This window comes from Streptomyces sp. ISL-36 (genome assembly GCF_018614205.1).
Taxonomy (GTDB): domain Bacteria; phylum Actinomycetota; class Actinomycetes; order Streptomycetales; family Streptomycetaceae; genus Streptomyces.
The window spans coordinates 23,311-44,682 of the sequence record NZ_JAGGOS010000028.1 but is presented as its reverse complement, the minus strand read 5'-3'; the positions used below and the strand labels follow the sequence as shown (position 1 = coordinate 44,682).

Annotated in this window: 14 protein-coding genes; 9 read left to right on the top strand and 5 right to left on the bottom strand. The window is 69.0% G+C overall.

Annotated elements, in window-relative coordinates; all coding sequences use genetic code 11:
• Positions 1-570 precede the first annotated feature (570 nt).
• Complete coding sequence (locus J7E93_RS07860; protein ID WP_215066801.1) at positions 571-1,812, top strand: erythromycin esterase family protein; 1,242 nt, start codon at positions 571-573, stop codon at positions 1,810-1,812.
• A 13-nt stretch (positions 1,813-1,825) separates the two neighbouring features.
• On the opposite strand, the gene J7E93_RS07855 is transcribed toward J7E93_RS07860, so the two are convergent.
• The 3 genes from J7E93_RS07855 to J7E93_RS07845 form a co-directional block, all read right to left on the bottom strand.
• On the bottom strand, positions 1,826-2,359 hold the full coding sequence (locus J7E93_RS07855; RefSeq protein WP_215066799.1) for a hypothetical protein: 534 nt from the start codon (positions 2,357-2,359) through the stop codon (positions 1,826-1,828).
• A gap of 152 nt (positions 2,360-2,511) precedes the next feature.
• Entirely contained in the window at positions 2,512-4,041 is a 1,530-nt protein-coding gene (locus J7E93_RS07850; protein ID WP_215066797.1) for a UDP-N-acetylglucosamine 1-carboxyvinyltransferase, read from the bottom strand.
• Positions 4,042-4,092: 51 nt separating this feature from the next.
• The gene (locus J7E93_RS07845) at positions 4,093-4,449 is read right to left on the bottom strand and encodes a VOC family protein (RefSeq protein WP_215066795.1); all 357 of its coding nucleotides are present in this window, start codon (positions 4,447-4,449) and stop codon (positions 4,093-4,095) included.
• Between the two features lie 339 nt (positions 4,450-4,788).
• Here J7E93_RS07845 and acnA point away from each other — a divergent pair, with 339 nt between their 5' ends.
• Complete coding sequence (gene acnA, locus J7E93_RS07840) at positions 4,789-7,506, top strand: aconitate hydratase AcnA (protein WP_308368035.1); 2,718 nt, start codon at positions 4,789-4,791, stop codon at positions 7,504-7,506.
• A 122-nt stretch (positions 7,507-7,628) separates the two neighbouring features.
• Here the strand turns inward: acnA and J7E93_RS07835 are convergent, their stop codons facing one another.
• A complete protein-coding gene (locus tag J7E93_RS07835) occupies positions 7,629-8,537 on the bottom strand; it encodes a VCBS repeat-containing protein (RefSeq protein ID WP_215066791.1) in 909 nt (302 codons plus the stop codon).
• Positions 8,538-8,686: 149 nt separating this feature from the next.
• The gene (locus J7E93_RS07830) at positions 8,687-12,505 is read right to left on the bottom strand and encodes a GH92 family glycosyl hydrolase (RefSeq protein WP_215066789.1); all 3,819 of its coding nucleotides are present in this window, start codon (positions 12,503-12,505) and stop codon (positions 8,687-8,689) included.
• 338 nt (positions 12,506-12,843) lie between these two features.
• On the opposite strand from J7E93_RS07830, the gene ngcE reads away from it, so the two are divergent.
• From ngcE to J7E93_RS07795, 7 genes are all read left to right on the top strand, one after another.
• Positions 12,844-14,289 carry an N-acetylglucosamine/diacetylchitobiose ABC transporter substrate-binding protein gene (ngcE, locus tag J7E93_RS07825; protein ID WP_215066787.1) on the top strand — a complete coding sequence of 482 codons (1,446 nt, stop codon included), beginning with the start codon at positions 12,844-12,846 and terminating at the stop codon, positions 14,287-14,289.
• Positions 14,290-14,425: 136 nt separating this feature from the next.
• Positions 14,426-15,355 carry a carbohydrate ABC transporter permease gene (locus tag J7E93_RS07820; protein ID WP_215066785.1) on the top strand — a complete coding sequence of 310 codons (930 nt, stop codon included), beginning with the start codon at positions 14,426-14,428 and terminating at the stop codon, positions 15,353-15,355.
• A 1-nt stretch (position 15,356) separates the two neighbouring features.
• Positions 15,357-16,304, top strand: a complete 948-nt coding sequence (locus J7E93_RS07815; protein ID WP_215066783.1) for a carbohydrate ABC transporter permease — start codon at positions 15,357-15,359, stop codon at positions 16,302-16,304.
• Positions 16,305-16,576: 272 nt separating this feature from the next.
• Positions 16,577-17,800 (top strand): ROK family transcriptional regulator, encoded by a 1,224-nt coding sequence (locus J7E93_RS07810; protein WP_215066781.1) that lies wholly within the window; start codon positions 16,577-16,579, stop codon positions 17,798-17,800.
• A 123-nt stretch (positions 17,801-17,923) separates the two neighbouring features.
• On the top strand, positions 17,924-19,024 hold the full coding sequence (locus J7E93_RS07805) for a substrate-binding domain-containing protein (RefSeq protein WP_251066207.1): 1,101 nt from the start codon (positions 17,924-17,926) through the stop codon (positions 19,022-19,024).
• 184 nt (positions 19,025-19,208) lie between these two features.
• Positions 19,209-20,015: an ATP-binding cassette domain-containing protein gene (locus J7E93_RS07800; protein WP_158991503.1), complete on the top strand. Its 807-nt coding sequence runs from the start codon at positions 19,209-19,211 to the stop codon at positions 20,013-20,015.
• Positions 20,012-21,310 (top strand): sugar ABC transporter permease, encoded by a 1,299-nt coding sequence (locus J7E93_RS07795; RefSeq protein WP_215066779.1) that lies wholly within the window; start codon positions 20,012-20,014, stop codon positions 21,308-21,310. The genes J7E93_RS07800 and J7E93_RS07795 overlap by 4 nt, the downstream gene beginning before the upstream one ends.
• Positions 21,311-21,372: the final 62 nt, after the last annotated feature.

Sequence of the window (21,372 nt, the reverse complement as noted above, 5' to 3'; positions counted from 1 at the left end):
GCGTCGTCCGGTCATGCCGACGCCAGTCAATCGCATGCTCACGCGGCCATGCCGAGCGGAGGCCGTTGCGGGGCCCCGGACGCCCGGGCGTTTCCCCCGGCGAGGCGCACGGGCACCGCCGCACGTCCCAGAAAAGCTGCGGAGGATTGCCGTCTCCCGGCTTCGGGCCGCGACGGGTGGGCTGGCCCGCCTCTGGCTGAGCCAGTCGCTGAGCGCGGACACCCAGCAGGTGTTCGCCCACCTGGTCGGCATGGGCTACCGCGTCCGGCCACGGCCCAGGGTGGCGGACGCCGCGATCAGCTGGATGACCCCGCCCGGCTACGTAGGCGGCGAACGGCACGCCCGAGGAGATCGCCGTACGACTGGCCGAATTCGGTCGGGCGGGTGCGGACGAAGTTGTCGTCAACGTCGCGGGCGTGTATTCCGAGCATGGCCTTCCGGACGCCGTGCGAGACCTCCAGGACATTCTCAAGGCGTGCCGGGAGCTGGAGAGCTGACACACGATCGGGTGCGACATCACGGGCGGGCCGCCGGGCCGCCCGGCCGCACGCAGGGAGGAGAGGCACCGCGGTGCCCGACGACATCGCCCGCTGGCTGGCCGAGAACGCCCGCCCCCTGGGCACGCTGACACCGGGCGCTCCCACCGGGGACCTGCAACCGCTGGGCGAAGCCCTGCGCGGGGCGCGGATCGTCGGCCTCGGCGAATCCACCCACGGCACGGGCGAGTTCTTCCGTCTGAAGCACCGGATCGTGGAGTTCCTGGTACGCGAGGAGGGGTTCACCACCCTCGCCATGGAGGCCAGCCAGTCCGCCGCCCGCGCCCTCGACGCGTACGTGAGGCACGGCGTCGGCGACCCCGCGCGGCTCGTCGCCCGGCTGGGCTTCTGGACCTGGCGCACGCAGGAGATGGTCGACCTCGTCGAGTGGCTGCGCGCCCACAACCGCGACCTCCCCGAGGACCGCCGGATCCGCTTCGTCGGCACGGACCCCCAGCGCTGCGCCGACTCGGTCGGGACGGTCGCCGCCTTCCTGCGCCGGACGGCGCCCGAGCAGGCCGAGGACATCCGCGCGCTCGAGGTGTTGTCCCAGGCGCGCCCCGCCTCGCGGCCCGACCCGGACCAGGCCCTGCTGCGGCGCGCCGAGGCAGTGGCCCGCTTCCTGACGGAACACCGCGACGCGTCGGGGCCGGGGGACGACATCGACGACGCCCTGGAGCACGCGCGGATCCTCGTCCGCGCCGCCGATCTGGTGACGCGCCCCTTCGACCCCTCGGCCGGGGAGGACAGCGTGTTCGCCGCGCGCGACCGCTACATGGCCGAGGCCGTCGCCCGGCTCGTGGACGACGACCCGCGGGCGCGTGTCATGGTCTGGGCGCACAACGGCCACATCGCGAAGGGCACGTACGGAGAGCAGGTGCCCGCGCTCGGCAGCCGGCTCCGCGAACGCTACGGCGACGCCTACTACGCGCTGGCCCTGTTCTTCGGCAAGGGGTCCTTCCTCGCCCGACGCGGCGACGACCTGCGGGGCCTGCCGGTACGGCACCGCATCGGCACGGGCTTCCGCTCCGTGGAGGCGCGGCTCGCGGACGCCGTACGCGGCGACTACTACGCGGACCTGCGCGCCGCCGCCGCGTCCGCCGAAGCCGCGCCGTGGCTGCACGCCCCGCGGGCGCAGCGCAGCTTCGGCGCGAACGTGCCGCGGTTCGCCTACCGCTTCCACGTCGCACCCGTCGTACTGGCGAGGGACTACGACGGGTTCGCCTTCGTCGCCCGCTCGACCTGCTCGCACCTGCTGCCGCGGCAGGAGGGCTGAGGAACGTCCGGCCTCACGGCCACAGGTCGAGCACGGCGTTCAGAGTCAGCTTCCACATCGGCTCGGCCCCCGTGCCGAACGCGGCGGCGAGGGCGTACCCGACGGACGCGTCGTAGGGCCCCACGCCGCGCCCGGAGCCGCCCTCCGCCTGCCACTCGGCCGTCACGCTCCCGTCCCCGGTCGACGTGAAGACGCCGAGGAGTCCACCGTCCCGCGACAGACGGCTGGTGCCGAGGGAATCGGGCACGAGCAGATACCGGCACCCCTGCGCCCCGGAGACGACCTCCACCCGGTACGACCGCCGGGTCAGGAACCCCTTGGAGGGGCGCAGGGTTTCGTCGATGCCGTCGATCCTCAGGGTGAGACTTCCCGGGTCGCGTGTCCCGATCGGCACATGACTCTCCGGCGTCGTACCGGCGGCCCGCCGAACCTCGGCCCGTGGAAGACCACCGCCGCTCACGACCAGTGTCCCGGCGTCGTGGTCGAGTGCGCAGTCGACCGCACCGAAGAGCGGATCGTCGGCAGGCACGTACACGAACGGATCCATCGACGCCCTTCCCGCTCCCCCTGGGGATCACCGTCCTGCCAGTCTCCGACAGACGACCGCGTCCGGTTCCTTTTTCGGTCAGAGACGACAGCACTGGCACACCGCGCCCTCGCGGGGGAGTACGGCGACCGGATCACATGGTTGTCGCCGCCCTAGATGTCACGGAAGATCTCGATCTGCGCGCCGACCGAGTTCAGGCGCTCCGCGAGCTCCTCGTAGCCCCGGTTGATGACGTACACGTTCCGCAGGACCGACGTGCCCTCGGCCGCCATCATCGCCAGGAGGACGACGACCGCCGGGCGCAGCGCCGGGGGGCACATCATCTCGGCGGCGCGCCAGCGGGTCGGGCCCTCGACGAGGACGCGGTGGGGGTCGAGGAGCTGGAGGCGGCCGCCGAGGCGGTTGAGGTCGGTGAGGTAGATCGCGCGGTTGTCGTAGACCCAGTCGTGGATCAGGGTCTTGCCCTGCGCGGTCGCCGCGATCGCCGCGAAGAACGGGACGTTGTCGATGTTGAGGCCGGGGAACGGCATCGGGTGGATCTTGTCGATCGGCGCCTCCAGCTTGGAGGGGCGGACCGTCAGATCGACCAGGCGGGTGCGGCCGTTGTCGGCGGCGTACTCGGGGGAGCGGTCGTGGTCGAGGCCCATCTCCTCCAGGACCGCCAGCTCGATCTCCATGAACTCGATCGGGACGCGGCGGATGGTCAGCTCGGACTCGGTGACGACGGCCGCGGCCAGCAGGCTCATCGCCTCGACCGGGTCCTCCGAGGGGGAGTAGTCCACGTCCACGTCGATCTGCGGCACGCCGTGGACGGTCAGCGTGGTGGTGCCGATGCCCTCGACCCGTACGCCCAGCGCCTCCAGGAAGAAGCACAGGTCCTGGACCATGTAGTTGGAGGAGGCGTTGCGGATGATCGTGACGCCGTCGTGGCGGGCCGCGGCGAGCAGCGCGTTCTCGGTCACGGTGTCACCGCGCTCGGTCAGCACGATCGGGCGGTCGGGAGCCACCGACGGCTCGACCACCGCGTGGTAGAGGCCCTCCGTGGCGGTGATGTCGAGGCCGAAGCGGCGCAGCGCGATCATGTGCGGCTCGATCGTGCGGGTGCCGAGGTCGCAGCCGCCCGCGTACGGCAGATTGAAGTGGTCGAGCCGGTGCAGCAGCGGGCCGAGGAACATGATGATCGAGCGGGTGCGGATCGCCGCCTCGGCGTCGATCGAGTCCATGTCCAGCTCGGCCGGCGGCACGATCTCCAGGTCGACGCCGTCGTTGACCCACCGGGTGCGGACCCCGATGGAGTTGAGGACCTCCAGGAGCCGGAAGACCTCCTCGATCCGGGCGACCCGGCGCAGCACGGTGCGGCCCTTGTTGAGGAGGGAGGCGCAGAGCAGCGCGACACAGGCGTTCTTGCTCGTCTTGACGTCGATGGCTCCGGAGAGCCGACGGCGGCCGACGACACGCAGATGCATGGGGCCGGCGTAACCCAGGGACACGATCTCGCTGTCGAGTGCTTCGCCGATGCGCGCGATCATCTCAAGGCTGATGTTCTGGTTGCCACGTTCGATCCTGTTGACGGCGCTCTGGCTGGTGGCCAGGGCCTCGGCAAGCTGCGTCTGGGTCCAGCCGCGGTGCTGGCGGGCGTCACGGATGAGCTTGCCGATGCGTACGAGGTAGTCGTCTGCCATGGCGTCACGTTATCTCAGATATGAGATGACACTCGCGATTGGGGTGGGCTGTCAGGGTGACGGAGTGTGCGCAGTGGGGTGACGCGGTTCATAGAGCGGCAGTTCGGCCCCGCTCGGCAGCCGGAACGCCGCGAGCAGGCCCCACCCCTGGTCGGTGATGGGCCGTGAGATCTCGGCCCCCCGGTCCTCCAGGGTGGTCAGCGTGCGGGTGATGTCGTCGCACATCAGATACAGCTCGTGCTTCGGCTCACCCGCGGTCGGATGCACGGCGACCTCGGCCGGCGGCAGCGTGAAGATGAGCCAGCCACGACCCGCGTCGACGTGACCGAAGCCGAGCACGTCCTTGAGGAACGCACGGTCGGCGTCCGCGTCGGGGGTGTAGAGGATCACATGCGCGCCGCTGAACATGATCCGATCCTCGACCCGCCCCGCGGCGGCGGCAATCGCTACGCGGCCGTACGGGTCCGTATGTCGTCCGGTCCCTGCGCCGTGCGGCGCCCGCCGTCGCGGGGCCGGCCCCGCGGTCGTGATTCAGGGCATGCCGAGCATGACCGGGAGGCGGGCATGCACTAGAGTTATCTCGACATCGAGATAACTGCTTACGGCGCACCGCAGCCGCCCACCCGGTAAGGCTTACCTAACTTAGTCGTACCTTAGCGGATCGGCGGGGAGTCGGGCGGCACCGCGCGGCGGCAGCCGCATATTGTCGCTGCGCGGTAATCGCGCACATTGATGAAGGAGACTGTCGTGTCGGCGAACAGCTTCGACGCCCGCAGCACGCTGCGCGTGGGCGACGAGTCGTACGAGATCTTCAAGCTGGACAAGGTCGAGGGCTCCGCGCGCCTTCCCTACAGCCTGAAGGTGCTTCTGGAGAACCTCCTCCGCACCGAGGACGGCGCGAACATCACCGCCGACCACATCCGGGCGCTGGGCAACTGGGACTCCCAGGCCCAGCCGACCCAGGAGATCCAGTTCACGCCGGCCCGCGTGATCATGCAGGACTTCACCGGTGTGCCCTGCGTCGTCGACCTCGCCACCATGCGTGAGGCCGTCAAGGAGCTCGGCGGCGACCCGGCGAAGATCAACCCGCTGGCCCCGGCCGAGCTGGTCATCGACCACTCCGTCATCGCCGACAAGTTCGGCACGGCGGACGCCTTCGGCCAGAACGTCGAGCTGGAGTACGGCCGCAACAAGGAGCGCTACCAGTTCCTGCGCTGGGGCCAGACCGCCTTCGACGAGTTCAAGGTCGTCCCGCCCGGCACCGGCATCGTCCACCAGGTCAACATCGAGCACCTGGCCCGTACCGTCATGGTCCGGGGTGGCCAGGCGTACCCCGACACCCTCGTCGGCACCGACTCCCACACCACCATGGTCAACGGCCTCGGTGTGCTCGGCTGGGGCGTCGGCGGCATCGAGGCCGAGGCCGCGATGCTCGGCCAGCCGGTCTCCATGCTCATCCCGCGCGTCGTCGGCTTCAAGCTGACCGGCGAGCTCCCGGCCGGCACCACCGCCACCGACCTCGTCCTCACGATCACCGAGATGCTGCGGGGGCACGGCGTCGTCGGCAAGTTCGTCGAGTTCTACGGTGAGGGCGTCGCCGCCACCTCCCTCGCGAACCGCGCCACCATCGGCAACATGTCGCCGGAGTTCGGCTCCACCGCCGCGATCTTCCCGATCGACGGCGAGACCCTGAACTACCTCAAGCTCACCGGCCGCTCCGAGCAGCAGGTCGCGCTCGTCGAGGCGTACGCCAAGGAGCAGGGCCTCTGGCTGGACCCGTCCGCCGAGCCCGACTTCTCCGAGAAGCTGGAGCTCGACCTCTCCACGGTCGTCCCCTCCATCGCCGGCCCCAAGCGCCCGCAGGACCGCATCGTCCTGGCCAACGCCGCCCAGCAGTTCGCCCAGGACGTCCGCAACTACGTGGACGACGTGGACGAGGCCGGCAAGGAGTCCTTCCCGGCCTCCGACGCCCCGGCGAACACGCCGAACGGCGCCCCGTCGAAGCCGGTCACCGTGACCGCCCCCGACGGCTCGACGTACGAGATCGACCACGGCGCCGTCACCGTCGCCGCGATCACCTCCTGCACCAACACCTCGAACCCGTACGTCATGGTCGCCGCCGCGCTCGTCGCGAAGAAGGCCGTGGAGAAGGGCCTGACCCGCAAGCCGTGGGTCAAGACCACCCTCGCCCCGGGTTCGAAGGTCGTCACCGACTACTTCGACAAGGCGGGCCTGACCCCGTACCTCGACAAGGTCGGCTTCAACCTCGTCGGCTACGGCTGCACCACCTGCATCGGCAACTCCGGCCCGCTGCCGGAGGAGGTCTCCAAGGCCGTCAACGAGCACGACCTCGCGGTCACCTCGGTCCTCTCCGGCAACCGGAACTTCGAGGGCCGTATCAACCCCGACGTCAAGATGAACTACCTGGCCTCCCCGCCGCTGGTCGTCGCGTACGCCCTCGCGGGCTCCATGAAGGTGGACATCACCAAGGACGCGCTCGGCATCGACACCGAGGGCAAGCCGGTCTACCTGGCCGACATCTGGCCTTCGGAGGCCGAGGTCAACGACGTCGTCGCCAACGCCATCGGCGAGGACATGTTCAACAAGTCCTACCAGGACGTCTTCGCGGGCGACGCCCAGTGGCAGGCGCTGCCGATCCCGACCGGCAACACCTTCGAGTGGGACCCGCAGTCCACCTACGTCCGCAAGCCCCCGTACTTCGAGGGCATGACGATGGAGACCACCCCGGTCACGGACATCACCGGCGCGCGCGTGCTGGCGAAGCTCGGCGACTCGGTCACCACCGACCACATCTCCCCGGCCGGTGCCATCAAGGCCGACACCCCGGCCGGCCAGTACCTCACCGAGCACGGTGTGGAGCGTCGTGACTTCAACTCCTACGGCTCGCGCCGAGGCAACCACGAGGTCATGATCCGCGGCACGTTCGCCAACATCCGCCTGCGCAACCAGATCGCGCCGGGCACGGAGGGCGGCTACACCCGCGACTTCACGCAGGCCGACGCCCCGGTCTCGTTCATCTACGACGCCTCGCGCAACTACATCGAGCAGGGCATCCCGCTCGTCGTGCTCGCGGGCAAGGAGTACGGCTCCGGCTCGTCCCGCGACTGGGCCGCCAAGGGCACCGCGCTCCTCGGCGTCAAGGCCGTCATCGCCGAGTCGTACGAGCGCATCCACCGCTCGAACCTCATCGGCATGGGCGTCCTGCCGCTGCAGTTCCCGGAGGGCGCCTCGGCGGCCTCCCTCGGGCTGACCGGCGAGGAGACCTTCTCCTTCACCGGCGTGACCGAGCTGAACAACGGCACCACGCCGCGCACGGTCAAGGTCACCACCGACACCGGTGTCGAGTTCGACGCGGTCGTCCGCATCGACACCCCCGGCGAGGCGGACTACTACCGCAACGGCGGCATCATGCAGTACGTGCTGCGGAACCTGATCCGCGGCTGACGTCCGGCGGACACCCGGTAAAACATGAAGCGGGCCCCGCTCCTCGGAAGAGGAGCGGGGCCCGTTCGTCTGTTCTCACGGCCACGCCACCAGGGCGCGAGGCGTCAGGGACGCCGGAGCCGTCAGAAGATCAGACGGTAGGTGTTCCAGCCGGTGCCGATCTTCGTCCGCGCCTTGAACGGCGCGGCCGCGGTGCCCGAGCCCGGGTACAGGTACAGGTTGCCCGTGGTGTCGCGCGCGACCACGTCGGTGACGCCGTCGTAGTCCACGTCGCCGCTGGAGACGAAGGTCGGGAGGCTGTTCCAGCCCGTGCCCGCCTTGATGCGGGGGCCGAACGGCTTCTGGTAGTTGCCCGTGCCCGGGTACACCCAGAGGTAGCCCGACTTGTCGCGGGCGATCACGTCGTTCTTGCCGTCGTTGTTCAGGTCGCCCTTGCCGGTGATCTGGTTGAAGACCTGCCAGCCGGTGCCGACCTTGTAACGCGGGGCCAGCCTGCCGTCGCTGTACGCCGTGTACAGGTACAGGTTGCCGGCGCCGTCCAGCGCGAGCAGGTCCGAGGGAGCCGCGCCACCGAGGTTGCCCGCGGAGACGACCTTGGTGAACACGCCCCAGCCGCCGCCGAGGTCGATGCTGTCCTGGCCCCAGGCGGTGTAGGACAGCCGGCCGCCCGTGACGTCCCAGGCGCCGTCGGTCTCGCCGTCTGCGTTCATGTCGGCCATGGTGAGGTGGGCCGTGTACTCCCAGCCGCTGCCCACGTACTGGCGCGGGCCGAAGCCGCCGGTGCCGTTCGGCAGGTAGGCGTACATGAAGCCGGACTTGTCCACACCGCGCAGCTCGCCGTCGGCGACGGCGCTCGCGCCCTGCGTGGCGAAGGTGCTCGCGGCGGGGGCCGACTGCTGGGTGGCGTCGGCCGAACGCGGCTGCTCGGCCGCCACCGCGGCCGTGGTGGTGGACACCAGCGCCGCGGTTATCGCCGCGACGGTGACACGGGACAGGATTCCCGCGGTGTTCAGGCCAGAAGTCTTGGCCACGTAGATCTCCATCTGTGGGTTGAAAAGCGTGGTCCGCCGCGCGCGAGGGCGCGGCGGACCACTCATACCCACTGATCTTTGCACAAGACCTTCACGTGCCAACTGGTTTGTGACACAGCTGTTTCGATGAGGAGCTTATGTCCGGTATGTCAGTGGAGTAGCTCCACCTCGGCCAACTGTCCCTCCGCTCCGAGGACCAGACGGTAGGTCGTGTACGCGCCGGGCGCGGCCACGGTGAACACCCTGGTCTGCCGGTCCCACGCGAAGCGCTCGCCGGCCCGGCGGTCGACGTCGGACCACGTGGTGCCGTCCGTCGACCCCTGCAGCACCCAGCCGGCCGGCGCCTTCGTCCGGTCCGCCGAGGTCAGGGTGTACTGCACCGCCCGGGTCTTCGGCCCGACCGGCAGCTCGGCCGAGGTGAACGCGGCCGACGTCGACGAGGTGTTGTCGAAGAGCGGTCCGGTGCCGGTGATCGCGTCGGTACGCGGCGAGGGCGCCTTGTCGTCCCGGGTGATCGAGACCGGACCCGCGTTCGCGCCCGTGCCCCATGCCGAAGGCCTCGGGCCCATCTCGAACTTCAGCGTGCCGCCCCTGGCGAGCAGGTCGTGCGGGAGCGCGGTCGAGTTCCAGCGCTCGCCGTTCAGCTTCACACCCTGCACGTAGACGTTCCGCGCGCTGTTCTTCGGCGCCTCGACGACCAGCGTGCGGCCGTTGTCCATCCGGACGGTCGCCTTGGTGAAGAGCGGCGAGCCGATCGCGTACTCCCCGCTGCCCATCACCAGCGGGTAGAAGCCGAGCGCGGAGAAGAGGTACCAGGCGGACTGCTCGCCGTTGTCCTCGTCGCCGTGGTAGCCCTGACCGATCTCGCTGCCGGTGTAGAGCCGGGAGAGGACCTCACGCACCTTCTCCTGCGTCTTCCAGGGCTGCCCGGCCGCGTTGTACATGTACGGGACGTGGTGGGCGACCTGGTTGGAGTGGCCGTACATGCCCATCCGGACGTCCCGGGCCTCGGTCATCTCATGGATGACGCTGCCGTACGAGCCCACGAACTCCGGGCTCGCGGTCTCCGGGGTGGAGAAGTAGGTGTCCAGCTTCTCGCCGAGATCGGGGCGCCCGCCGTAGAGGTTGGCGAGCCCGCGCGAGTCCTGCGGGGCGGTGAAGGCGTATCCCCAGCCGTTGGTCTCGGTGTAGTCGTACCCCCAGATCCGCGGGTCGTACTGCTCCGAGGGGACGCGCCAGTCACCCTTGAGGTCGCGGCCCTGGAAGAAGCCGGCCTTCGCGTCGAAGAGGGAGACGTACTTCTGGGCGCGGGAGAGGAAGTACGCGGCCTCCTCCTGGTACCGCTTCTTCCCGGTCTTCTTGTGCAGCGCCTCGGCCATCCTCGCGATGCCGTAGTCGTTGAGGTAGCCCTCCAGGGACCAGGACAGGCCCTCATGGGTCTCGGTCGACGCGTAGCCGAGGAAGGGCGAGCTCTCCATGCCCTTGCGGCCCACGCCACGGCTCGGCGGGACGACGGTCGCGTTCTTCAGCGCCGCCTCGTACGCCGCCTCCGCGTCGAAGTCGACGCCCTTGACGTAGGCGTCGGCGAACGCCACGTCGGAGGAGGTGCCGGTCATCAGGTCGGCGTAGCCGGGGGAGGACCAGCGGGAGATCCAGCCGCCGTCCTTGTACTGCTGCACGAAGCCGTCGACCAGCTCGCCCGCCTTCTTCGGGGTGAGGAAGGAGTAGGCGGGCCACGTCGTGCGGTAGGTGTCCCAGAAGCCGTTGTTGACGTACACCTTCCCGTCGACGATCGATGCGCCGGTACGGGTGGGGGTGTCGGGGCCGGTGGCGGGGGAGAAGGGGCTGGCGTACCGGTGCTCGGTGCCGACCTTCTCGAAGCCGGAGTTGGGGTAGAGGTAGAGCCGGTAGAGGCTGGAGTAGAGCGTCACCAGCTGGTCGTGGCTCGCGCCCTCGACCTCCACCCGGCCCAGGACCGCGTCCCAGGCGTCCTGCGCCCGCTCCTTCACCTGATCGAAGCCGGTGCCCTCCGGGATCTCGTCCGCCAGGTTCGCCTTCGCCTGGTCGACGGAGATCAGCGAGGTCGCGATCCGCACGGTGACCGCCCGGTCGGCGCCCGCGTCGAAGCGGAGGTGCCCCTTGACGCCCTGCGCTGAGGAGGCGGTGACGGGCGCGTCGAACACGCCGTACACGAACATCCGGGTGGCGCCGGTGGACAGACCGCTCTTGACGTCGGAGAAGCCGGTGAAGGAGCCGCTCGCCGCGTCGAGGGTCAGCCCGCCCTCCTCGGTGACGTTGTCGAGGACCACGCTCGCGTCGTCGCCCGGATAGGTGAAGCGCATCATCGCCGCGTGGTCGGTCGGTGTCATCTCGGCCTTCAGGCCGTTCTCGAAGGTGACGCCGTAGTAGTGCGGCCTGGCCGTCTCCTTCTCGTGGCGGAAGGCGAGGGCCCGCGCGACCCGGTCGGTCACCGGAGCGCCGGCCGCCGCGGACGGCATCACCTGGAAGGTCTGCCGGTCGCCCATCCAGGGGCTCGGCTCGTGGCTCGCGGCGAACGCCTGCACGGTGGGCATGTTGTCCGCGTTGTTGCCGCGGGCGTACTCGTACAGCCAACTCCTGGACGCGGAGTTGGTCACCGGCGTCCAGAAGTTGAAGCCGTGCGGGACGGCGGTCGCGGGGAAGGTGTTGCCGCGCGAGAACGAGCCGCTGGAGTTGGTGCCACGGGTGGTGGAGGCGTAGTCGGAGAGCCGGTCGAGCCGCTGCTCGGGCGCCTTCGGCCGCAGGACCACGTCGTCGATCCAGCCCTGGAACTTCGCCGGGCCCCGGGGGGAGTCGTACGCCACCAGGATCCGGTCCACGGTCTTCCCGGCCGCGACCGCCCCGATCCGGGAGCTGACCTGGTTCCACTGGTTGACGTAGAGCCGCTTGGCCGCGCCCTGGCCCTGCGGGGTCAGCAGCCCGCCGTGGGAGTCGGTGGCCCGCAGGTCACTCAGATAGGTGCCGTCGGTGAAGGCCAGGTCCACAGACACGTTCGTGGCCGGGTAGTTGAGGTCCGTCTCCGGCAGGGAGGGGAAGACCCGGTAGGAGAGCTCGGTGTTCCGGACGACGGCCGTGTTCACGTCGAAGACCTTGTTGTACGAGTACGCCCGGCCGTCCGCCTTGTGCGTACCGGCGTACCGCAGCGCCCGCTTGCCCGTGAAACCGGCGTTGGCCTTGGCGGTGGGGGAGCCGCCCGGGCCGCGGTCGACATGGCTGCGCATCTCCGGGGGAACGGGGGCGGAGGTGTCCCCGTTCGAGAATTGAACGTCGGCGAGCTGGGTGAGCCCCGCCCCGCCGTTCTTGGTGATCTCCAGCCGGTAGTGGGCGTACGCCGTGTCGCCGGCGAAGCCGTACTGCTTCGTCTCGAAGCGCTTGGCGAAGCCCTGGCCCTCCCGGCTGTCGAGGACCTTCCACTCCTTGCCGTCCGCCGAGCCCTTCAGGGTCCAGTCGCGCGGATCGCGCTCGGCGGCGTCGTTCGCCGAAGTCAGCGCGTACGTCACCACCTTGACCGGCTCGTCGAGGTCGAACTCGATCCAGGCGGTCGGCTCGAACACCAGCCACTTGGTGCCGGGCTGGAGGTCGACCAGGTTCTCCTTGGTCTCGCCCGCGCTCGCGTGCTCGCCGCTGGCGCGCAGCCCCACCACCTTGTCGGTGACATTGCCGGGGATCCCGCTCGCGAAGCCGCCGTCGACCCCGGACGCCCGCAGGGCGCCGTCCGCGCCGGCCTCGACGGTGTTGCGCCAGGTCGGCTGGGTCTCTTCCGGTTCGAAGGAGGTGGCGAACTCGCGGTCCGTCTGTCCCGTTCGGGAGGGAAGTGCGAGGGATGTGGAGGGTGTCGCCGTCACGATGAGAGCGGCGGCCGCGAGAAGGGCGGCCGCCGGAACATATGGGTGTCGAGGTCTCGGTCCGGTACGAAGTCGGGCCTGCATTCGGTGTCGTCACTCCCGCCGCTCGTCTTAGACAACGTTGTCAATTGAAGGCGCAGGGTCTAGTAGGGGTCCAAGTGGCGCCAGGTGTCAAGGGTGTTAACGGCAACGCGGGGGAGAAACCGGTGCAGATGCGGCGCGGATATCCCTGAGGTCTCAACTCGGGAAAGACTGCCGTCCAAACCCGCTTTCGATCTTGCCCCGCTGACGAGAAGTGGACTATACCTGTCGGCGCACGACCCAAGCTGCATTCGAATGCGGTGGCGGGGCCCTTCGCCTGAGGCGAGAGTACGGGCGACCGGTACACCGCCTGAGTCCTGAATGAAGGCGAGGACTTGAGCATGGGATCCACCTCCGCCCACACCCACGAGGGTCTCGGCCGCCGCGACCTGATCAAGCGCTCCGCCGCTCTCGGTCTGATCTCGGTGCCGACGATGAGTTTCCTGTCCGCCTGCGCCAGCAGCGACAGCGGCAGCAACGACAAGGTCGAGAAGGGGACCAAGTCCGCGAAGAACCCGCTCGGCGTGAACGAGTCGGCTCCGATGGACTTCGTCCTCTTCGACGGCGGCTTCGGCCAGCAGTACGCCAAGGACGCGGTGAAGGTCTACGAGACCAACTACCCCAAGACCAAGGTCAAGTTCACCGCCACCCAGAAGATCACCACCGAGCTGCAGCCGCGGTTCAACGGCGGCAACCCGCCGGACCTGATCGACAACTCCGGCGCCGAGCAGATGGACATGGGCGTCCTGGTCGGCAAGAAGCAGCTGGCCGACCTCACCCCGCTGCTCGACGCGGCCTCCGTCGACGACCCGAACAAGAAGGTCCGCGACACGCTGCGCCCGGGCATCGTGGAGATGGGCCAGTTCGACGGCGACCCGGTCTGGATCCTCTACTACGCGTACACCGTCTACGGCGTCTGGTACTCGCAGAAGCTGCTCGACTCGCTCGACGCGAAGTACCCCGAGACCTGGGACGAGATGCTGGCCGTCTGCGAAAAGGCCAAGAAGAAGGGCATCGCCGGCTGGACCTACGCCGGCAAGCACCCGTACTACGTCCCCTTCTCGCTCTACCCGATGATCGCCAAGGTCGGTGGCCGCGAGGTCCTGGACGCGATCGACAACCTGGAGCCGAAGGCCTGGGAGCACCCCGCCGTCAAGACGTGCTTCGAGGCGTACTACGAGCTCCAGCGCAAGGGTTACATCCTCCAGGGCACCCCGGGCCTCGACCACATCCAGTCGCAGACCGCCTGGACCGAGGGCAAGGCGCTCTTCATCCCGAACGGCTCATGGGTGGAGAACGAGGCCGCGAAGACCATGCCCGCGGACTTCGACCTCGCCGTCTCCGCGCCCACCGGCATCGACGCCTCCGACAAGATGCCGTTCGGCACCATCTGGGCCTCCGGCGGTGAGCCGTTCATCGTCCCGGCCAAGGCGAAGAACGTCGAGGGCGGCATGGAGCAGCTGCGCATCATGCTCAGCGAGGCCTCCTCGAAGAACTTCACCAAGTCCGTGAAGTCGCTGACCGCGTTCAACGGCGGCACCGACGGCATCGAGCTGACCCCGGGCCTGAAGTCGGGTGTCGCCGCCCTCGACAAGGCCGGTCAGAACGTCGTCAACCCGCGTCTGCAGGACTGGTACGTGGCGCTGCAGAAGGAGAAGATCGGTGTCGCCGGCATCGGCGAGATGATGGCCGGCCGCGCGACCCCGGCCGAGACGATCAAGAAGATCCAGAAGTTCGCCGACGAGGCGGCCCAGGACTCCTCCATCAAGCACTACAAGCACCAGTGAGCTGTGCCGGGGCCCCTTCCCGCCGACCGGGAGCGGGCCCCGGCTCCTTGCGTACGGCACTCACGCCACGGCGTACGGCACGCACGCCACGCACGGCACCAGCGGCTTTTCCGCGGGAAGATCGGGGTCGGTAGGAATGCAACACGGCAAGTACCGTTTCATCGTGGGGTTCCTGGCGGTCCCCCTGGCCATGTACGCGTTGTTCGTCGTATGGCCCTTCATCCAGTCCATCTATTACTCGTTCACGGACTGGAGCGGTCTGAGCCCCGATTTCCAGATGGTCGGGTTCGACAACTACAGCAGAATGCTGGAGGACGACGTCTTCTGGAAATCGCTGCAGCACAGTCTGACCTTCGCGGTCGTGCTGCCGCTGGTGACCGTCGGCCTGGCGCTGTTCTTCGCGTTCATGCTCAATGTCGGCGGTCGGCGCCGCAGGGGAGCGGCCGTCGCCGGTGTGCGCGGCTCCTCCTTCTACAAGATCGTCTACTTCTTCCCGCAGGTGCTGTCCATCGCGATCGTGGCCCTGCTCTTCCAGTTCGCGTACAACCCCAACAGCGGCGCCATCAACTCGGTGCTCAAGGGAGTCGGGCTCGACAGCGTCCAACCGGACTGGCTGGGCGACCCGAACCTGGCCCTCATCTGTGTGATGGTCGTCCTCGTCTGGTCCACGGTCGGCTTCTTCGTGGTCCTCTTCTCCGCGGGCATGGCCTCCATCCCCAAGGACTTCTACGAGGCGGCGCTGCTCGACGGCGCGAACCGGATCACCACCTTCTTCAGGATCACCCTGCCGCTGCTCTGGGACACCGTGCAGTCCGGCTGGATCTACATGGGCATCCTGGCGCTGGGCGCGGAGTCCTTCGCCGTCGTCCAGATCATGACGGTGGGCCCCAACGGCGGTGGGCCCGACTACTCCACCATCGTCATGCCGCTGTACGTCTACCAGAAGGCCTTCCGGGACGGTCAGGCCGCCTACGCAACAACGATCGGTGTCGCGCTGCTCGTCGTCACACTGGCCTTCGCGGCGGTCGTGATGCGGTTCGGCCGGCGCGAGCGGCTGGAGTACTGAGATGAAGACGACCGACACCCCTTCCACCGGCACCGGCGCCGACGGCCTGCCCGGGCCGCGCGAGGCCGGCGACACGCCGCTGCGCACGAGCGCTCCCCCGGCGCCCCGCAAGGAGAGCAAGGGCGAGGGCGTGACCCTCAACGTCTTCTCCCACGGCATCCTGATTCTCTGGGCGATCATGGTGATCATGCCGCTGCTGTGGGCGGTCATGACCTCCTTCAAGACCGACCGGGCGATCTTCACCTCGCCGTGGTCGCTGCCGGACAAGCTGCACTTCGAGAACTGGTCGCGCGCCTGGACCGAGGCGCACATGAGCGACTACTTCCTCAACACCGTCCTGGTGGTGGGCGGTTCGCTCATCGGCACATTGCTCTTCGGCTCGATGGCGGCCTACGTCCTCGCCCGCTTCGAGTTCCCGGGCAACCGCTTCATCTACTTCCTCTTCATCGGCGGGATGAGCTTCCCGATCATCCTCGCGCTGGTGCCGCTCTTCTACGTGCTGCAGAACATGGCCCTGCTCAACACCCTGCACGGCCTGATCCTCGTCTACATCGCGTACTCGCTGCCGTTCACCGTCTTCTTCCTGACGGCCTTCTTCCGCACCCTGCCGACGTCGGTGGCGGAAGCGGCCTTCATGGACGGCGCCTCGCACACCCGGACCTTCTTCCAGGTGATGCTGCCGATGGCCAAGCCAGGCCTGATCAGCGTCGGCATCTTCAACTTCCTGGGGCAGTGGAACCAGTACCTGCTGCCCACGGTGCTGAACACGGAGCAGGAGAAGAAGGTGCTCTCCCAGGGCCTGGTCCAGCTCGCGGTCAGCCAGGGCTACAAGGGCGACTGGTCGGGCCTCTTCGCCGGTCTGGTCATGGCCATGCTCCCGGTGCTCGCCGCGTACATCATCTTCCAGCGCCAGGTGGTGGCCGGTCTCACGGCGGGCGCGGTCAAGTAGACAACCGCTCCATCGAGGCCCCGGCGGGTGTTTCCCGCCGGGGCCTCCCGCATTCCCGGTCCCCCGCGCATCCCGGTCCCTCGCGTATGCCCGTGGTCCCTCGCCCGCGGGCTCATCCGAGCCCCGCTCCGCTCAAGGTCTTGACGGGGGACACCCCGAAAGAGTCAGCTTAGAGTTCACAAGTTGGAGAAGAAGCCGGGGGTCTCACAGGAGCGACCCCCGGCCGGGGGCGGTGGTCGCACCGTCCATCGCAGGCGGGAGTGGATGAGTCGATGGAGACTCCGGGGTCGCAGACGTCTCTGCACAGGGCCAACCTCGAACGGGTCGTGCGCGCGGTACGCATGGCCGGCTCGCTCACCCAGGCGGAGATCGCCCGTGCGACGGGCCTGTCGGCCGCCACGGTGTCCAACATCGTGCGGGAGTTGAAGGACGGCGGGACCGTCGAGGTCACGCCCACCTCGGCGGGCGGCCGCCGGGCCCGCAGCGTCTCGCTCTCCGGCGACGCCGGCATCGTGATCGGCGTCGACTTCGGCCACACCCACCTGCGGGTCGCCGTCGGCAACCTCGCCCACCAGGTCCTGGCCGAGGAGTCCGAGCCGCTGGACGTCGACGCCTCCGCCGCGGAGGGCTTCGACCGGGCGGAACAGCTGGTCAAGCGGCTGATCGCGGCCACCGGCATCGGCCAGGACAAGGTCGTCGGCGTCGGCCTCGGCGTACCGGGACCGATCGACGTCTCCTCGGGCACGCTCGGCTCCACCTCGATCCTGCCGGGCTGGAGCGGCATCAACCCCGCGGACGAGCTCTCCGCCCGCCTCGGCGTGCCCGTGTACGTCGACAACGACGCCAACCTCGGCGCGCTCGGCGAGCTCGTCTGGGGCAGCGGGCGCGGGGTGAAGGACCTCGCGTACATCAAGGTCGCCAGCGGTGTGGGAGCCGGGCTCGTCATCGACGGGCGCGTCTACCGCGGCCCCGGCGGCACCGCCGGCGAGATCGGGCACATCACGCTCGACGAGTCCGGCCCCGTCTGCCGGTGCGGCAACCGCGGCTGCCTGGAGACCTTCACCGCGGCCCGCTACGTCCTGCCGCTGCTCCAGCCCGGCCACGGCGCCGATCTGACCATGGAGCGGGTGGTCCAACTGGCCCGGGAGGGCGACCCCGGCTGCCGCCGGGTGGTCGCGGACGTCGGCCGCCACATCGGCAGTGGTGTCGCCAACCTCTGCAACCTGCTCAACCCCAGCCGTGTGGTCCTCGGCGGCGACCTCGCCGAGGCCGGTGAGCTGGTGCTCGCGCCGATCCGCGACTCCGTCTCGCGCTACGCCATCCCCAGCGCCGCCCGGCAGCTCTCGCTTGCCCCCGGGGCGCTCGGCGGACGCGCCGAAGTGCTCGGCGCACTGGCTCTGGTACTGAGTGAAATGGGCGATTCGACCCTGCTGGAGAGCACCCTTCCGAGCCCCACTCCCGCCTCCGCCCCGGTGTCGGCGCCTGCCTTCACTTAGATAACGGATGGCACCGTTGTCATCTCGTTAAGGATTTACTCCTTGACGTCGGGGTTGCGGCCGAGTTGACTTCCAGCCACCTCGGCCGCAACGTCGCGGCCTCGTCAGGGAGGCAACCCCAACATGAACGCAGTGACGCGTCGCATCGTCATAGGCACGGCCGCGGTTTCGATGGCCCTCTCCGTGGCCGCCTGTGGCAAGGCGGGCGACAGCGACTCGGGTAGCGGGAACGGCGGAGACGGCAAGACCATCGGTCTGCTGCTTCCGGAGAACAAGACCACGCGTTACGAGACCTTCGACCGCCCGATCATCGAGGCGAAGATCAAGGCGCTCTGCTCGGACTGCGAGGTCAAGTACAACAATGCCGCGCAGGACACCGAGACGCAGAAGAAGCAGTTCGACGCGCTCGTCACGCAGGGCGTGAAGGTCATCATCCTGGACTCGGTCGACTACAAGGCCACCAAGTCCTGGGTTCAGCAGGCCGAGGCGAAGGGCGTCAAGGTCGTCGCGTACGACCGCCTGGCCGAGGGTCCGATCTCCGCCTACGTGAGCTACGACAACGAGAAGATCGGCCGCCTGCAGGGCGAGGCCCTGGTGAAGGCGCTCGGCGCCAAGGCCAAGGAAGCCAACGTTGTCATGATCAACGGCTCGCCGACCGACCCCAACGCCCCGCTGTTCAAGAAGGGCGCCCACAGCGTCCTCGACACGCAGGTCAAGAAGGTCGTCTACGAGCAGGACATCCCGGACTGGTCCCCGGACGAGGCCAACAAGAAGATGGGTGCCGCCATCGACTCCCTGGGCAAGGCCGGCTTCCAGGGCGTCTACTCGGCCAACGACGGCATGGCCGGCGGCATCATCACCGCCCTCTCCAAGCAGGGCGTCAAGGTCCCGGTCGGCGGCCAGGACGCCGAGCTCGCGGGCCTGCAGCGCATCCTGAAGGGCGACCAGGCCTTCACGATCTACAAGCAGATCAAGCCGGAGGCCGAGACCACCGCCGAGATCGCGGTCCGCCTGCTCAAGGGCGAGAAGATCGACGACCTGGTTCCCACCAAGGTCACCAGCCTCACCGGTGAGTTCAAGAACATCCCGGCCAAGCTGTACGACGCCCAGGTCGTGACCAAGGAGAACATCGGCTCCACGATCATCAAGGACGGCGTCTACGAGGCCGCCGCGCTCTGCGTCGGCGAGTACAAGGCGGCCTGCGAGGCGGCGGGCATCAAGTAACCCCCGCCCCCGCCGGTACGGCCCTTCGGACCCACCGACCTCCTCCGATCGGCCCCCGGTCCGGTCCGGCGCACCCCGCCCCGTTCAACGCCCCGCAAGCGGGGGCGGGGCGCCGGACTCTCCTCTCACAGCCCCTCTTGTGCTCTCTCGCACCACCATCCCCGCCGGTCAGGCGGCGAAGGAGATGATTCACGTGTCCGCTACGCCCGTGCTGGCGTTGCGCGGAGTCTCCAAGCGGTTCGGCGCCGTCCAGGTGCTCACCGACGTTGAACTGGAGATCCACGCCGGTGAGGTCGTCGCCCTGGTCGGCGACAACGGCGCCGGCAAGTCGACCCTCGTCAAGACGATCTCGGGTGTTCACCCGATCGACGAGGGCACCATCGAGTGGGACGGCCGCCCCGTCCAGATCACCAAGCCGCACGACGCCCAGAACCTCGGAGTCGCCACCGTCTACCAGGACCTGGCGCTCTGCGACAACCTCGACGTCGTCGCCAACCTCTTCCTCGGCAGCGAGCTGCGTTCCGCGTCCGTCCTCGACGAGATCGCGATGGAGAAGCGCGCCAAGGAGCTCCTGGACACGCTGTCCATCCGCATCCCCAGCGTCCGCATCCCCGTCGCGGCCCTCTCCGGCGGACAGCGTCAGGTCGTCGCCATCGCCCGTGCCCTGATCGGCGACCCCAAGATCGTCATCCTGGACGAGCCGACCGCCGCCCTGGGCGTCGAGCAGACCGCACAGGTGCTCGACCTGGTGGAGCGGCTGCGCGAGCGCGGCCACGGAGTCATCCTCATCAGCCACAACATGGCCGATGTGCGCGCCGTCGCGGACCGCGTCGCGGTCCTGCGCCTGGGCCGCAACAACGGCGACTTCAAGGTCGCCGACACCAGCCACGAGACGATCATCGCCGCCATCACCGGTGCCACGGACAACGCCGTGACCCGTCGGCAGGCCCGTACGGCCTCGGCAGCGGCCACGAAGGAGGACGCGAAGTGAGCGACCTCGCCAAGACCCCCGAGACGCGTACCGAGGCGGCCCCCGTCGAGGCGTCCGCCGCCCCCATCCCCGCCGTCGACCCGCGCCTGCTGGTCCGCGAAGAGGGCCTCAAGGGCTACTGGACCGAGTTCCGCCGCAAGATCCGCGGTGGTGAGCTCGGCTCGCTGCCCGTCGTCCTCGGCCTGATCGTCATCGCCATCGTCTTCCAGGTCCAGAACAGCAACTTCCTCTCCGCGAGCTCCGTCGCGAACATCTCGGTCTACGCCTCGGGCCTCGGCATCATGGCCGTGGGCATCGTCTTCGTCCTGATCCTGGGCGAGATCGACCTGTCGGTCGGCTCCGTCGCGGGCGTCGGCGCTGCCGTCTGGGCCGGGCTCCAGGTCAGCAACGGCATGAACGAGTGGCTCTCGATCGTCCTCGCCGTCCTCGCCGGCACCGCCATCGGCGCGCTGCACGGCTTCTTCTTCGCCAAGATCGGCGTCCCGGCCTTCGTCGTGACCCTCGCGGGCTTCCTCGCCTGGATGGGCATGCAGGAGTGGCTGATGGGCGGAGAGGGCTCCATCAACACGCCGTCGGGCAGTGTCGTGGAGAACCTCACCAACTACTTCTTCGCCGACAAGGCGGCCGCGTACGGCCTGGCGCTCGTCGCGGTCCTCGCCTACCTCGGCTCGCTGCTGCTCGACTCCAAGCGCCGGAAGGCGGCCGCCCTCCCGGCCCGCCCGGTCACCGAGATCGCGCTGCGCACGGCCGTCGTCGCGATCCTCTGCTTCGTCGTCGCCTACGTCATGAACGAGCCCGAGGGCGCCCGCGGTCTGCCGCTCGCCCTGGTCCTCTTCCTGGCCGTCCTCCTGATCGCCGACTTCGTCGCCCGCCGCACGCTGTTCGGCCGCAAGGTCTTCGCCGTCGGCGGCAACGCCGAGGCCGCCCGCCGCGCGGGCATCAACGTGGACCGCGTCCGCATCGCCGTCTTCGCCCTCTCCGGCACGCTCGGCGCCTTCGGCGGGCTCTTCATCGCCAGCCTCTCCGGCGGCGCCACCAAGAGCCTCGGCGGCGGCAACACGCTGATGCTGGTCATCGCGGCGGCCGTCATCGGCGGCACCAGCCTCTTCGGCGGCCGCGGCAAGGTCTGGTCGGCGCTCCTGGGCATGATCGTCATCCAGTCGATCCAGCAGGGCCTGAACATGATCGGCATGTCCAACGCCATCCAGAACATGATCACCGGCGCGGTGCTGCTCGCCGCCGTCGTGATCGACTCGGTCTCCCGTCGTACGCAGAAGACGGCGGGCCGCGCGTAACCCTCACCACAGTGCCCGGCGCCGGAGAACCGGCGCCGGGCACTGCTGCGTCTGGCCCTGTG

Bases quoted from the DNA above. Each gene is read 5' to 3' on its own strand.
- J7E93_RS07855 (WP_215066799.1), bottom strand. From the start codon at position 2,359: ATGGATCCGTTCGTGTACGTGCCTGCCGACGATCCGCTCTTCGGTGCG.
- J7E93_RS07850 (WP_215066797.1), bottom strand. From the start codon at position 4,041: ATGGCAGACGACTACCTCGTACGCATCGGCAAGCTCATCCGTGACGCC.
- J7E93_RS07845 (WP_215066795.1), bottom strand. From the start codon at position 4,449: ATGTTCAGCGGCGCGCATGTGATCCTCTACACCCCCGACGCGGACGCC.
- J7E93_RS07830 (WP_215066789.1), bottom strand. From the start codon at position 12,505: ATGCAGGCCCGACTTCGTACCGGACCGAGACCTCGACACCCATATGTT.
- ngcE (WP_215066787.1), top strand. From the start codon at position 12,844: ATGGGATCCACCTCCGCCCACACCCACGAGGGTCTCGGCCGCCGCGAC.
- J7E93_RS07820 (WP_215066785.1), top strand. From the start codon at position 14,426: ATGCAACACGGCAAGTACCGTTTCATCGTGGGGTTCCTGGCGGTCCCC.
- J7E93_RS07815 (WP_215066783.1), top strand. From the start codon at position 15,357: ATGAAGACGACCGACACCCCTTCCACCGGCACCGGCGCCGACGGCCTG.
- J7E93_RS07810 (WP_215066781.1), top strand. From the start codon at position 16,577: ATGGAGACTCCGGGGTCGCAGACGTCTCTGCACAGGGCCAACCTCGAA.
- J7E93_RS07805 (WP_251066207.1), top strand. From the start codon at position 17,924: ATGAACGCAGTGACGCGTCGCATCGTCATAGGCACGGCCGCGGTTTCG.
- J7E93_RS07800 (WP_158991503.1), top strand. From the start codon at position 19,209: ATGATTCACGTGTCCGCTACGCCCGTGCTGGCGTTGCGCGGAGTCTCC.